Raw genomic sequence first — 13,514 nt, 5'->3', positions numbered from 1 at the left:
CGGCGTCAGCCGAGGTAATTGCCGTAGCCGACCATGGCGATAGCGCCGAGGATCACCGCGATGCCCGCCACCAGCACGCCCTTGTTGGCCGCGCTGGTGCCGTGCCATTCGCGGAAATACAGGCCCCAGCAGTTGGACACGATGATGATGAATGACATGTGCAGCACCCAGGAACTGGCGTCGTTCTGCAGGCGGCTTTCGCCCATGCCGTAGAAAAAGAACTGCAGGAACCACAGCGTGCCGGCAATGGCCACCAACAGGTAGTTGCCCAGCAGCGGGGTGCTGCGGTCGGTGTAGTTATGGAAGGTGCGGTTGCGCCAGTTCAGCCACAGGCACCAGATGCCGTTGGTGGTCAGGCCGCCCCACATGATCACCATGAAGGTCACGTTGTTCTGGAACAGGCTGTTGGCGCCATGTTCCACCGCTGCCGCCGCCAGTGGGCGACCGGCGGAAATGCCGTAGCTGAAACAGGCACTCAGCACGCCGGAAATCACCGCCACCAGCATGCCCTTGCCCAGGGCGAATTCGCTGACGCTGGCGAACTTCACCGCTGCGGACACTTCCCGTTCCTTGATCAGCCCGGCCTTGCCGCACACCGCGATGCCGATCAGCGATACCGCCACGCCCCAGAGCACCCAATGCCCGCCTTGTGAGGCCAGCATCGAGGTCAGGGTACCTTCGGTGTCCTGGGTGAACAGGTCGCGGTACAGCGCCGGCATCAAGGCGCCGAGGGCCGAGGTGAGGCCCATGATCAGCGACATACCCAGGGACAGGCCCAGGTAACGCATGGTCAGGCCGAAGGTCAGGCCGCCGATGCCCCACAGCACACCGAACAGGTAGGTCCAGAGCAGGGTGCCGGTGTCGGCATTGCGCAGGATTTCCACCCAGCCTGGCACCGTCAGTTGGGCGGCGATCAGCGGCACGATCAGCCAGGACACCAGGCCGCCGGTGATCCAGTAGCTTTCCCAGGCCCAGCCGCGCACCTTCTTGTAGGGGATGTAGAAACTGCCGGAAGCGAAGCCGCCGATAAAGTGCAGAATTACACCGAGGAGAATGATTTCCACGTGGTCGAATCCTTTTTATTGTTGTTGTGGGTCGGTTAATTCAAGGGCGGCTCAGCTGGAACATCGGCAGCAGGTCGACACTGACCGGCGAGCCGTCTCCATGGCTGGGCATGATGTCCTGCATATGGCGCCACCAGCGTTGCATCAGTGCGGTGCGGGGCAGTTCATCCAGGCCGTGGGCGTCTTCGTGGGTGAGCACGGCGAACAGCGCATTGACCGGCTCATCGAGGAAAATCCGGTAATCCACCACGCCCGCGTCGAGCAGGGCCTGGGCCAGTTCCGGCCAGATCTCGTCGTGACGCCGGCGATATTCATCGGCCTGGCCCGGATTGAGGTGCATGCGAAAAGCGCGGGTCTGCATCACAGCGCTCCATGGGGTGGCGTAGGCGAGTAGATACGCACGGCGTTATGCAGGAAAAACTTGGCCTGCACGGTTTCAGGTTTGTCGGCCATGCAGCGTTTGACGAGCCCCAGGGTGGTGGCGAAATCCGCCAGGTGATCGCTGTTGGGCCAGTCGCTGCCGAAGAAGCAGCGCTCTTCGCCAAAGGCCTCCCACAGCACGGCCAGGCGGTCGTGGTAGAACGCAGTGTCGGTGATCAAGCCCAGCGCCCCGACCTGGGGAATTTCCGCCAGCTTGGCGAACACATTCGGGCGCTCGGCGAGGCGCAGCAGGTCGGCGTGGTACGCCGCCTCCTCACCCAGGGGTACCTGGGCGTTGGGCAGGTGGTCGACGATGATGCGCAGCTGCGGCAATGCCTCGCTCAGCTGCAGCAGGCCCTTGAGCAGGCGCGGGTTCGGGTTGGCGCTGTCCAGGCTGCGGCCGGTGGCGGCGAGTTGGCGCAGGCCGTCGATAAACCCCGGGCGGGTCTGGTCGTGCAGCAGGTCGCGGTCCCACAGGTTGCCGTAGCGCAGGCCGAGGAACAGCGGCTCATCCGCCAGGGCCTCGAGGTCGCTGGCGAAGTCGGCGTGCAGCGGGTCCAGGTTGCCGACAAAACCGAGCATGCGCGGCTCGCGGCGCAGGGTGTGCAGCAGCCAGCGGTTGTCGTCGCGCCACGGGCTGGCTTCCACGGCAATTGCGCCGATCACATTGTGTGGGCCGGCCAGGGCCCAGTAGTCGGCAGGTAAATGGGCGTCGTACAGCCGATTGCCCGGCTCGGGCCACGGGATGCCCTGGGGGCGACGTGGGTCGAACAGGTGCAGGTGGCTGTCGATGATGGGGCCGCTATAAGGCGTCAGGGGCATCGCGCAATCCTTGTGGGATTTTGTCAGGAAAGGCCCGCACGCTAACGCGCGCCGACCCGTTTCACCACCTCAGCTCTGCAGGTACACCGCATGGGTATGGGTGTACTCGTAGAGGCCGTGCTTGCCGTCGGCGCCGCCGATCCCGGATTTGCGCACGCCGGCATGGAAGCCTTGCATGGCTTCGAAGTTTTCGCGGTTGACGTAGGTTTCGCCGAAGTCGATCTCGCGCACCGCGTGCATGGCCTTGCCGAGGTCGCGGGTGTAGATCGACGAGGTCAGGCCGTAGTCGCAGTCATTGGCCAGGGCGATGGCTTCGTCGAGGTCGTCAACAATCTGGATCGGCAGCACCGGGCCGAAGATCTCTTCGCGCATGATCTCCATATCGGCCCGGCACCCGGCCAATACCGTCGGCTGGAAGTGAAAGCCGGCACCCAGGTCGGCGATCTGCCCGCCGCTGACCAACGTGGCGCCCTGGCTCAGGGCGGTGCGCACTTTGCGGTTGACGCTGTCCAGGCCCTGGCGATTGATCAACGGACCCATTTCCGCATCGGCCATGGCCAGCGGATCGCCGTAGCGGGTCGCGGACATGGCCGCGCTGATACGCTCGATGAATGGGTCGGCAACCTTGCGCTCCACGTACACGCGCTCGGCGCAGTTGCACACCTGGCCGGTGTTGATGATGCGCGAATCGCGGATGGCTTTGACCGCCAGGTCCAGGTCGGCATCTGCCAGCACGATGGCCGGCGCCTTGCCGCCCAGCTCCAGGTTGAGCTTGGTGATGTTCGGCGCGGCGGCGGCCATGATGCGTGAACCGGTGGCGACGCTGCCGGTGAAGCTGATCATGTCCACGCCCTTGTGGGCAGTCAGAGCGCCGCCGACCTGGCCATCGCCGCACACCACATTGAACACGCCGGCGGGCAAGTCGGTCTGGGCCACCAGTTTGGCGAATTCAAAGCAGTTGTTCGGGGTTTCTTCGCTGGGCTTGATCACGATGGTGTTGCCGGTGAGCAGCGCCGGGGCCAGCTTGCGGGCGATCAGGAAGAACGGGAAGTTCCACGGCAGGATCCCGGCCACCACGCCCAACGGTTTGCGGAACAGGAAGATGTTTTCGTTGGGGCGGTCGCTGGTGATGATCTCGCCTTCGATGCGCCGCGCCCATTCGGCCATGTAGTCGAGGTAGTCGGCGGTGAAGTTCACTTCGACCTCGGCCAGGCCGCTGACCTTGCCTTGCTCCAGGGTAATGGTGCGGGCCAGGTGGGCGACGTTTTCCCGCAGCTTGGCGGCGATGCGGCGCAGATGCCCGGCGCGTTCGATCGCGGGTTTGCGCGCCCAGTCTTTTTGCGCACGGCGGGCCGCGGCGAGGGCCTGGTCGACGTCGTCGGCGGTGGACGCCGGGACCTTGGACAACAAGACCCCGGTCGCCGGGTTGAGCACATCGATGTGCGCCTGGCTTGGGGTAAAGCGGCCGTTGATAAAGTTCTGGTACACGGGAAAGGATGACATGGGCAGCTCCTCAGTAAGTGCGCGATGGCGCGTTCGTTTCAGCCGCAGGGCGGTAGCGGGCCAGGGTGGCCAGGGCGCTCTGGCGCAGCAGGCTGATGTCGATGGCTACCGCGATAAAGCGGCAACCCCAGGCCTGGTAGCGGCGTGCGTCGTCTTCGTTGGGCGCCAGGATGCCGCTGGCCTTGCCGGCGGCGAGGGTGGCCTCCACCGCGTGCTTGATGCGCTCCTGCACTTCAGGGTGGCCGGGGTTGCCGGCGTGGCCGAGGCCGATGGACAGGTCGGCGGGGCCGATAAACACTGCATCCACGCCTTCCACGGCAGCAATCGCCGCGACGTTTTCCACGCCCAGGCGCGACTCCACTTGCACGATCAGGCACAGCTCTTCATGGGCGGTATTGAGGTAGTCGGCCACGCCATCCCAACGGGTGGCGCGGGTCAGGCCGCCACCGACGCCGCGAATGCCATGGGGCGGATAGCGCATGGCACGCACCAGGGCCTGGGCCTGTTCGGCGGTTTCCACCATGGGGATCATCAGGGTCTGGGCGCCGACGTCGAGCAGTTGCTTGATCAGGCTGGCGTCACTGTTGACCGCACGCACCACCGGTGCGGTGGCGTACGGGGCCACGGTCTGCAATTGGTTGAGCACGCTGGGCACGGTATTGGGCGCGTGTTCGCCGTCGATCAGCATCCAGTCGTAGCCGAGGCCGGCGACGATCTCGGCGGCGTAGCCGGTGGCAAAACCGGCCCAGATGCCATATTGGGTGGCGTCCTTGGCCAGGGCGGCCTTGAAACCATTACGGGGCATATTCATGGCGTTTTCCTCAGCGATTGTACGGACGGTGCAACTGGCAATCCGGGTTCAGGTCTACGCCGAAACCGGGCTTGTCGAGCACCGACAAGCGCATGCGGCCATTCACCGGGACCGGCTCGCCGAGCAGTTGCGGGTGGAACATCGGCACCACTTCATCGGCCTTGGGCGCCATCATCAGAAATTCGGCGAACGGGCTGTTATGGCGGGTGGCAACAAAGTGGTAGCTGTACACCGACGAGCCGTGGGGCACGACCATTGCGTTGTGGGCATCGGCCAGGGCGGAGATTTTCACCAGCTCGGTGAGGCCGCCGCACCAACCGACATCCGGCTGGATAATGTCGCAGCAGCCCATTTCCAGGAGCATGCGGAAGCCCCAGCGCGTGGCTTCATGTTCGCCGGTGGTCACCAACATGCCTTTTGGCACGTTGTTGCGCAGGGCGGCGTAGCCCCAGTAGTCGTCGGGAGACAGCGCTTCCTCGATCCACTTGAGCCCGTGTTCATGGGCGCCTATCGCCAGTTTGGTGGCGTAGTTCACATCCAGGCTCATCCAGCAATCGAGCATCAACCAGAACTCCGGGCCGACCCGTTCGCGCATGGTCGCCAGGGCTTCGAGGTTTTTGCGCAGGCCTTCTTCGCCTTCGCTGGGCCCGTGGTGCAGGGGCATCTTGCCGCCGATAAAACCCATCTTCTGCGCCAGGTCCGGGCGCGCGCCGGTGGCGTAGAACTGCAACTCGTCACGCACCGCGCCGCCGAGCAACTGGTGCACCGGCTCCTGGCGGATCTTGCCGAGCAGGTCCCACAGCGCGAGGTCAACCCCGGAAATGGTATTGATCACCAAACCCTTGCGACCGTAGTAGAGGGTTGACTGGTACATCTGGTCCCAGATCTTCTCGAGGTCCGTGACACGTGCGCCTTCGATAAAGCGTGCCAGGTGTTTTTCGACGATATACGCCGCCGGTTCGCCGCCGGTGGTCACCGCGAAACCGACGGTGCCGTCGCTGGCTTCGATTTCCACCACCAGGGTGCCGAGCACGTTGATGCCGAAGCTGCGGCGGCTCTGGCGATACTCCGGGTATTTGCTCATGGGCGTGCAGATATGGTCGTCAATCCAATGGCCGTCGCCCTGGTCGTGGTAATCGGCGCCGCCGCCTCGCAGGACAAAGGCGCGCACGTGTTTGATGGTGAGATGACCCATGGTATGACTCCTGGAATTAAACAGTGGCCGGCGTGTTCGACGCGGTGCGGCCGGGTGAATGGATGCCCAGTACCAGCAATGCAGCGAGTACCGTGGTGGCGGACAGCAGGTACAAACCGGCCGCCGGGGAATCGAAGGCGCCTTCGGCCCACTGCTTGATCACAGGGGCGATAAAGCCGCCGAGGGCACCGAAGGAATTGATCAACGCAATGCCGGCTGCGGCGGCGCTGCCGGCCAGGTAGCTGGAGGGGAAGGTCCAGAACACCGGCTGCACCGCGATAAAACCCGAGGCGGCAAAGCACAGCGCGAGCATGCCCAGCAGTGGGTTGGCGAAGGTCACCGAGCAGGCGATGCCGGCGGCCGCCATCAATAACGTCAGGCAGGCGGTGCGGCGGCGTTCGCCGGTGCGGTCGGAATAACCGGGGATCCACCAGGCAGCGAACAGCGCGCAGACCCAGGGAATCGCCGAAACCAGCCCGACCATCAAGCCGACCTTGGTGCCGAGCAGGCCGCCCACCTGGGTGGGCAGGTAAAACACCACGCCATACACACTGGCCTGGATCAGCAGGTACACCAGGCACAGGTACAGCACCGAGGGTTGGCACAACACGGTCAGCAGGCTGCGGCCATGGGAGGTTTTGTGTTGGTCTTCCAGGTCGAGCAGGCTCTGGATTTGCTGGCGCTCGTCCACGCTCAGCCACTTGGCGTCGGCGGGGCGATTGTCCAGGTACCAGTAGGCCCAGATGCCTACCGCGCTGGCCATCAAGCCTTCCACGGCGAACAGCCACTGCCAGCCGTGAATCCCACCGAAGCCATCCATCTCCAAGAGCAAACCGGACAATGGGCTGCCGAAGATAAAGGCCAGGGGCGCGCCAAAGTAAAAGAAGCCCATGGCCTTGCCGCGCACGGCCTGGGGGAACCAGTAGGTGAGGTAGAGGATCACGCCGGGGAAGAACCCGGCTTCGGCCACGCCCAGCAGGAAGCGCAGTACGTAGAAGCTGGTTTCGTCATGGGCGAACACCATCGCCGCCGAAATCAGGCCCCAACTGACCATGATCCGGCACATCCACAGGCGGGCGCCGACACGGTGCAGGATCAGGTTGCTCGGCACTTCCAGCAGCGCGTAGCCGACGAAGAACACACCAGCGCCAAAGGCAAAGGCGGCATCGCTCAAACCTGTGTCGGCCTGGAAGGCTTGCTTGGCGAACCCGACGTTGGCGCGGTCGAGAAACGCCATGATGTACATCAACAGCAGGAAGGGCAGCAGCCGCCAGGAAATCTTGGCGAGCAGGTGCGCGGGCAGGGTTTTCATGAGGAGGTCCGTTGTTTTGTTCTTATGGACCGGACTGTACGGCGGCCGAGCAATGCGCTACAAATCGAATCTCGCTTACAACCGATAACCTCAGGGTATCGATAATAAGGAAAAAAATGCGTAGTTCCACGATCTCCCCCAGCCTGTTCAACCGCCTGCGCTACAAGCACTTGCATATGCTGGTGGCGCTGAGTTCCAGCCAGAACCTGCACCGCGCCTCCCAGGCCCTGAACATGTCGCAACCGGCGGCCACGCGCATGCTGCGCGAGATCGAGGACATGTTCGGCTGTGACCTGTTCGAGCGTCTGCCACGGGGGATGCGTCCTACGGCACTCGGCCAGCAACTGATCAATTTTGCCGAATCGGCACTGAGCGGCCTCGACCGTTGCGCCGAAGACCTGATGGCGCGCCAGCAGGGCGGGTATGGCTACTTGTCCATCGGCACCATCATGGGCGCCGCGCCGGACCTGGTGATGGACTGCATTGCGCAGATCAAGGCGCTCAACCCGCAACTGCGTATCCGCATCATGGGCGACACCAGCGACCAGGTGATCCAACTGCTGGAGCAGGGGCGCATCGACCTGGCCATCTCCCGGCGCAACGCCGCCACCGACAGCGAGCACTACAGCTTCGAACCCCTGGGCAACGAGCGTCTGCTGGTGGTGGTGCACGCCGGCCACCCATTGGTCCGACGCGGCCTGCTATCCCTGGCGGAGCTGGTGCGCGACTGGCCGTGGATCCTGCAACCGCAAACCAGCCCGGCGCGTATCGGTTTCGACCAGGCCCTGCAAGACCTGGCGCTGCCAAGCCCGGCGGACATCATCGAATGCAGCTCGGTGTACTCCATGCAGCAGTTGATCCAACTGACCGACGCGGTGATGGTGCTGTCGGAAAGTGCCTTGCGTGATTATCTGAAAATGGGCCTGGTGGTCGCGCTGCCGGTGGCCCTGGACGTGCGGCTGGCGCCGTTTGGCATCTTGTTGCGCAAGGGCGAGGGGGTGAGCCGCGAATTGGGCTTGTTTATTGACCTGCTGCGGCAGAAGGCGGCGATGCTGTAAACGCGAGGTTGAAAAGATCATGGTGTCCCGGCACGATATTAAATAGAATGAATCTCATTTGAGACTCAATCGCGCCGTGCAGGTTGTTGCCATGAATGATGCTGTTGTCCCCACGCACGCCCCCGAACTGACGCTATCGAGCTTGTACCGTGACCATCGCAGCTGGCTGGAAAGCTGGCTGCGGCGGCGACTGGGCAATGCCTGGGATGCGGCCGACCTGAGCCAGGACACGTTCCTGCGGGTGCTTGCCAGTGCGCAGCCGATTGCGCAGATGCAGGAACCCCGGGCGTACCTGGTGACGGTGGGCAAGCGCCTGCTGGTGAATTTTCATCAGCGCCGCAGCCTCGAACAGGCGTATCTCAATGCCCTGGCCACCTTGCCCGACACCTGTGTGCCGTCGCCCGAACAGCGCTGGCTGGTGCTGGAAACCCTGCAAGCCCTGGATGAATTGCTCGACGGCTTGCCCGTGCTGGTGCGCCGTGCGTTTCTATGGAGCCAGCTGGAGGGCCTGGGTTACCGCGAGATTGCCGAGCGTCTTGACGTGTCCGAACGTACGGTGAAGCGCTACATGGCCCAGGCCTATGAGCATTGCCTGCTGGTGGAGCTGTGAGCCGCGACGTCGCGCGCGCCGCCGCCCAGTGGCTGGCGCTGCTCGAATCCGGCGCGGCCACCGAGCGCGATCACGCCGCGTTGCAGCATTGGCGCGACAGCCATCCCCAGCATGAACAGACCTGGCAAAGAGCCCAGACCTTGCGCCAGCGTTTCAGCGACTTGCCCCAGGCGCTCGCGATGGCCAGCCTCGACCGCCCGCAACCGGGGCGACGTGCCGTGCTCAAGCGTGCCTTGGGCGTGGCGGCGCTGCTGCCGACGGCATGGTTGATCAGCCGCCAGTTGCCTATCGAAGCCTGGCGTGCCGACGTGCACACCGCCACCGGCGAACGCAAACGCATGCCGTTGGCCGAGGGTGGCAGCCTGCAACTGAATACCGCTACAGCCGTAGACGTGGACCTGGCACAACGGCGCATCACCCTGGTCGACGGTGAGCTGGCGCTGAACGTTCCGGGCGCGGCGGCGATGACGGTGCAAACCCGCTACGGCCAATTGCTCGTCAGCCAGGCCGAGGTGTGCGTGCGGCAACTGCCTTCCGGCTGCCTGGTGTCGGTGCTCAAGGGCGCGGTGCAGGTGCGTGATTTGAGCGCAAACCTGGCGACATTGCAGGGGGGGCAGCAAGCACCGCTGAAAGCCGGCGGACTTGGCGCCTGGGTGCCGTTCGATGTGCTGCAGCTGGGTTGGCGCGACGGCGTGTTGACCGCACAGAACCAGTTGCTGGGGGATTTTCTGCGCGAGCTGGAACGCTATCGTCCGGGCGTGTTGCGTTGGGATCCCAGCCTGGAAACGCTGCGAGTGACCGGCAGTTTTCGCCTGGATGACACCGACCGCATCCTCGGCCTGCTGGCCTCGACCCTGGGGCTGGAGGTGCAATCTCGAACCCGTTATTGGGTGAGCCTGCGCAAGGCGGCTTGATGCGCTTTGTGGCAAGCCTGCTTGTTGTGGTGAGCGGGCTTGCCCCGCGCTGGGCTGCGAAGCAGCCCCAATCAGGATTCCTGTGTTCTGTCAGGTAAACCGCAGCGCCTGGCTTTGGGTCTGCTTCGCAGCCCAGCGCGGGACAAGCCCGCTCGCCACAGGTTACGAGTAGTCCTCAGATCACGTGGGCACGCTGCAACTCGGTCAAGGCCAGCGCCTTGAGCCGGGCCAGCAACGGATCACGTCGGTCTCTCGGGTGCGGCAGGTCGACCGCCAGTGCCTGGCGAATGCTGCTCGGTTGGTTGTCCATCACCAGCACCCGGTCTCAGGGGTTGTCATCGCTGATACCGATGTTCTGCTCCACCGTGAGCCCAGGCATCAGGCGTGGTTCCCGAAACACAAACACCACTTCGCCGTCGAGGCTGCGTCAGGCGCACTGCCGACCCAGGATCGAGTCGCGGCCGACGCAGCCTTGCCGGGACTCGAAAGCTGCTACCGGGGGGGGAGCAAATTGTTGATCGGCTGTTGATGGGGCAACAGCTTGTATATTTCTATATGGAATAAATAAATAGTTATATATTCCTTTTAATGTTCTCTCGGATAACGCACTTTGAGGGCCTGCGCATTCGTGCGGATTGACCCAACAGCCAAAAGGAAAGCCGACATGACCATTAAAGCGATCAACGTGCGCAACCAGTTCAAGGGCGTGATCAAGGAAATTCTGCTGGGGGAGGTGGTGTCCGAAATTGACGTGCAAACCGCATCCGGCATCGTCACTTCGGTGATCACCACCCGCTCGGTGCGTGACCTGGAATTGAAGGTAGGCAGCGAAGTGATTGCCTTTGTGAAGTCCACCGAAGTGTCCATCGCCAAGCTGTGACGCCCACCTGATGTGGGAGCGCTGCTCCCACATTGATAAAACCCGCGACGGTGCCTTAGCGCTGCTGCAGCGCACGCTCCATACGTTGCAGACCCTCTTCCAGCAAGGCCCGTGGGCAGCCGAAGTTCAGGCGCACGAACTGTTGGCTGTCGTCACCGAATTCGATCCCCGCACTCAGCCCGACCTTGGCCTGCTCCAGGAAGAAGTGCTGTGGGTCATCCAGGCCCAGGGCGCTGCAGTCCAGCCAGGCGAGGAATGTGCCTTGCGGCGCATGCATCACTACGCCGGGCAAGCGGGTTTGCACGGCCTCGAACAGGTAATCGCGGTTGGCTTGCAGGTACTGCTTCAGCGCGTCGAGCCATTCACCACACTGGCTGTAGGCGGCGCGGGTGGCTTCCAGGCCCAGGGGGCTGACGCTGTCGACCATGCCGCAGCGGGCCTGGTTGAAGCGCTCGCGAATCTCGGCGTTCTGGATCACCGCAAAGCAGGTCTTCAAGCCGGCTACGTTGTAGGCCTTGCTCGCCGACATCAGCGTGATGGTGCGCTGGGCAATCTCGGGGCTGAGGCTGGCGGTGGGGATGTGGCGGCGGCCGTCGAAGCACAGCTCGGCGTGGATTTCGTCGCTGATGATCAGCGCGCCGTTTTCCAGGCAGGCATTGGCCAAGGCCAGCAGTTCTTCGCGGGGGAAGACCTTGCCGATCGGGTTGTGCGGGTTGCTCAGCAGCAGTGCGCCGGCGCCGGTCAGGGCCTTGCGCAGGGCGGGCATGGGGGTGATGTATTCAGCGTTGCTCAACTCGAACGGTACTTCGATGCGCGGCAGGTTCCAGTGTCCGGGCGCCAGGCGAATCGGGCGATAGTTGGGGGTTTGCAGCACCACCGGCTGGCCCGGTTGTACAAAGGCGTGCAGCGCCATATTGAAGCCAGGCTCAACGCCGGGCAGGAACAGCAGGTCGTCGGGCTGTACGCGCCAGGCGTACTTGGCCCACAGGTCGGCCACGATGGCCTCGCGTACATCCGGGCCGGCCACGCTGTAGCCGAGAATCTGCTGGTCGACGCGAGCGTGCAGGGCCTGGAGAACGGCGGGCGGCGCGGCGATGTCCATGTCGGCGATCCACATCGGCAACACATCGGCCGGGTAACGGTTCCATTTGGTGCTGCCAGTGCCGAGGCGGGGGTGGATCGTGTCGAAATCAACGCTCATGAAGGGGCTCGTGTCAGGGAGGGCAGACGGGAATGGCGATGATTCTAACGGGATAAAATCCAGATGCCAGCCCCGTCTTTACAGGCCCTGGTTGCCCCGAATCAAGTCATACGCCTTGCGCGCAATCGGGTTCGCCGTATTCGGCCGAATCCACAGGTAGTACGTGACCTCCGGCAACCTCGGCAACCCATCCGTTTCGCCCAGCACGCGCATATCCGGGCCGAGCATTTCCATGCTGCGCGGCGTCACTCCCAGGCCCGCGCGAGTGGCCGCTTTAATGCGAAGACCTGCAGCGCGGCTTCGCCCTGGCGGGCTGAGGATGACCGCTCCCGCGCAAGGCGGGTGCGGTACAGGGGGTGTCAGCGATTGACCAGTTTCGCCGGCAACGCGATGACCAGGAAGCTGCTGAGGATCAGGCAGCCGGCAAAGAACCACAACGCGCCGGCGCTGCTGCCGGTGACGTCGATCGCCACCCCCATCAACGAGTTGCTCACCAGGCCGGCGATATTCGCCAGCGAGCACGCCAGGGCAAAACCGGTGGCGGCGGCGGTGCCTTTGAGAAAGGTCGCCGGCAGGCTGAAGAACACCGGCACTGCGCCGATGATCGCCGCCGAGGCAATCGCGAACAGCGCCACGGTAGCCGCGACGTTATGGGTGAAGAAGGTGCTGGTGGCCATCGCCGCCGCGCCGATGAAAAACGGCACGATGATGTGCCAGCGGCGTTCGCGGTGTTTGTCGGAGCTGGCGCCGATCAACAGCATGCCCAGCAGGGCGGCGACGCTCGGCAGGGCGGTGAGGATGCCGATATGGAAGGTGTCGGTGACCCCGGCGTTGCGGATGAACGTCGGCATCCAGAAGCCCATGGCGTAGGCGCTGAGCAGGATCGAAAAGTCGATGCCGCCGAGCATCCACACCTTGAGGTTGAAGAATCCGTCACGGAAGCTGTGCTTGCTGTCGGCGCCATCGGTGTCGTCCTTGCGCAGTTCGGTTTCGAGCAAGGCCTTTTCTTCGTCCGACAACCATTTGGCTTGCTGGTAAGTGTTGGGCAGCGCCCAGAACGTCAGCGCGCCGAGCGCTACGCTGGGTACCGCCTCGATCAGGAACAGCCATTGCCAGCCGCGCAGGCCGCCGATGTGGTCGAAGTGGCCCATGATCCAGCCGGACAACGGGCCGCCGATCACGCTGGACAGCGGCAGGCCGATCATGAACAGCGCAATGATGCGCCCGCGCCGATGGGTGGGAAACCAGGTGGTCAGGTAGTACAGCACGCCAGGCAGGAACCCGGCTTCGGCGGCGCCGAGCAGGAAGCGCAGGATGTAGAACTGGGTCGTGGAGGTGACCAGCATGGTGCAGGCCGACAACAGGCCCCAGGTGATCATGATGCGCGCGATCCAGATCTTTGCGCCGACCCGCTCCAGTACCAGGTTGCTGGGGACTTCAAAGAGGATATAGCCGACGAAGAACAGCCCGGCGCCGAGGCCGAACGCGGTTTCGCTGAACTGCAATTGGTCGAGCATCTGCAGTTTGGCGAAGCCGATGTTGATCCGGTCGAGGTAAGCGGCCAGATAACAGAAGCACAGGAAGGGAATCAGCTTCCAGGTGATCTTGTGGTAAAGCGTGTTAACCGGATCGGCGACCGTGGTCGCGGGCGCTGCATTCGCAATGGGCATCGGGTGTCTCCTGGCGGTGACTTATGGTTTTTATACAGCCGCTTTTGTTTCAGC

13 protein-coding genes and 2 pseudogenes are annotated in these 13,514 nt (G+C 63.6%); 4 read left to right on the top strand and 11 right to left on the bottom strand.

Annotation, left to right across the window (positions count from 1 at the left end; all coding sequences use genetic code 11):
• Positions 1-5 precede the first annotated feature (5 nt).
• The 7 genes from rhaT to ACHPFG_RS17105 all read right to left on the bottom strand — a co-directional run bounded on the left by rhaT (position 6) and on the right by ACHPFG_RS17105 (position 7,127).
• Entirely contained in the window at positions 6-1,064 is a 1,059-nt protein-coding gene (rhaT, locus tag ACHPFG_RS17135; protein WP_090404933.1) for an L-rhamnose/proton symporter RhaT, read from the bottom strand.
• A gap of 40 nt (positions 1,065-1,104) precedes the next feature.
• Positions 1,105-1,425, bottom strand: a complete 321-nt coding sequence (gene rhaM, locus ACHPFG_RS17130; protein WP_431699916.1) for an L-rhamnose mutarotase — start codon at positions 1,423-1,425, stop codon at positions 1,105-1,107.
• A complete protein-coding gene (locus ACHPFG_RS17125; protein ID WP_431699915.1) occupies positions 1,425-2,306 on the bottom strand; it encodes an amidohydrolase family protein in 882 nt (293 codons plus the stop codon). The genes rhaM and ACHPFG_RS17125 overlap by 1 nt, the downstream gene beginning before the upstream one ends.
• Before the next feature lie 69 nt (positions 2,307-2,375).
• Positions 2,376-3,809 carry an aldehyde dehydrogenase gene (gene aldA / locus ACHPFG_RS17120; protein ID WP_431699914.1) on the bottom strand — a complete coding sequence of 478 codons (1,434 nt, stop codon included), beginning with the start codon at positions 3,807-3,809 and terminating at the stop codon, positions 2,376-2,378.
• Between the two features lie 10 nt (positions 3,810-3,819).
• On the bottom strand, positions 3,820-4,620 hold the full coding sequence (locus tag ACHPFG_RS17115) for an aldolase/citrate lyase family protein (RefSeq protein ID WP_131696512.1): 801 nt from the start codon (positions 4,618-4,620) through the stop codon (positions 3,820-3,822).
• A gap of 10 nt (positions 4,621-4,630) precedes the next feature.
• The gene (gene rhmD / locus ACHPFG_RS17110) at positions 4,631-5,815 is read right to left on the bottom strand and encodes an L-rhamnonate dehydratase (protein ID WP_092489219.1); all 1,185 of its coding nucleotides are present in this window, start codon (positions 5,813-5,815) and stop codon (positions 4,631-4,633) included.
• Between the two features lie 16 nt (positions 5,816-5,831).
• Positions 5,832-7,127: an MFS transporter gene (locus tag ACHPFG_RS17105; protein WP_431699913.1), complete on the bottom strand. Its 1,296-nt coding sequence runs from the start codon at positions 7,125-7,127 to the stop codon at positions 5,832-5,834.
• 116 nt (positions 7,128-7,243) lie between these two features.
• Between ACHPFG_RS17105 and ACHPFG_RS17100 the strand changes: the two genes are divergently transcribed.
• From ACHPFG_RS17100 to ACHPFG_RS17090, 3 genes are all read left to right on the top strand, one after another.
• Positions 7,244-8,185, top strand: coding sequence for a LysR family transcriptional regulator (locus ACHPFG_RS17100; protein ID WP_092489217.1), 942 nt, complete (start codon positions 7,244-7,246; stop codon positions 8,183-8,185).
• Between the two features lie 91 nt (positions 8,186-8,276).
• Positions 8,277-8,795, top strand: a complete 519-nt coding sequence (locus ACHPFG_RS17095; protein WP_027607930.1) for a sigma-70 family RNA polymerase sigma factor — start codon at positions 8,277-8,279, stop codon at positions 8,793-8,795.
• Complete coding sequence (locus ACHPFG_RS17090) at positions 8,792-9,709, top strand: FecR domain-containing protein (RefSeq protein WP_167655203.1); 918 nt, start codon at positions 8,792-8,794, stop codon at positions 9,707-9,709. The genes ACHPFG_RS17095 and ACHPFG_RS17090 overlap by 4 nt, the downstream gene beginning before the upstream one ends.
• 175 nt (positions 9,710-9,884) lie before the next feature.
• Here the strand turns inward: ACHPFG_RS17090 and ACHPFG_RS17085 are convergent.
• Positions 9,885-10,034, bottom strand: a pseudogene (locus ACHPFG_RS17085) (ABC transporter ATP-binding protein); the annotation flags it as partial.
• Positions 10,035-10,373: 339 nt separating this feature from the next.
• Between ACHPFG_RS17085 and ACHPFG_RS17080 the strand changes: the two are divergent.
• Entirely contained in the window at positions 10,374-10,589 is a 216-nt protein-coding gene (locus ACHPFG_RS17080) for a TOBE domain-containing protein (RefSeq protein ID WP_003173733.1), read from the top strand.
• A 55-nt stretch (positions 10,590-10,644) separates the two neighbouring features.
• Here ACHPFG_RS17080 and ACHPFG_RS17075 read toward each other — a convergent pair whose 3' ends face one another.
• From ACHPFG_RS17075 to ACHPFG_RS17065, 3 genes and pseudogenes are all read right to left on the bottom strand, one after another.
• A complete protein-coding gene (locus tag ACHPFG_RS17075; RefSeq protein ID WP_431699912.1) occupies positions 10,645-11,790 on the bottom strand; it encodes a MalY/PatB family protein in 1,146 nt (381 codons plus the stop codon).
• A gap of 78 nt (positions 11,791-11,868) precedes the next feature.
• Positions 11,869-12,069, bottom strand: a pseudogene (locus ACHPFG_RS17070) (LysR substrate-binding domain-containing protein); the annotation flags it as partial.
• A gap of 80 nt (positions 12,070-12,149) precedes the next feature.
• Complete coding sequence (locus ACHPFG_RS17065; protein WP_431699911.1) at positions 12,150-13,460, bottom strand: MFS transporter; 1,311 nt, start codon at positions 13,458-13,460, stop codon at positions 12,150-12,152.
• Positions 13,461-13,514 lie beyond the last annotated feature (54 nt).

Origin of the sequence: Pseudomonas sp. BR20 (genome assembly GCF_050780135.1) — a bacterium.
Taxonomy (GTDB): domain Bacteria; phylum Pseudomonadota; class Gammaproteobacteria; order Pseudomonadales; family Pseudomonadaceae; genus Aquipseudomonas.
This window is presented reverse-complemented; position numbering and strand designations above follow the sequence as displayed.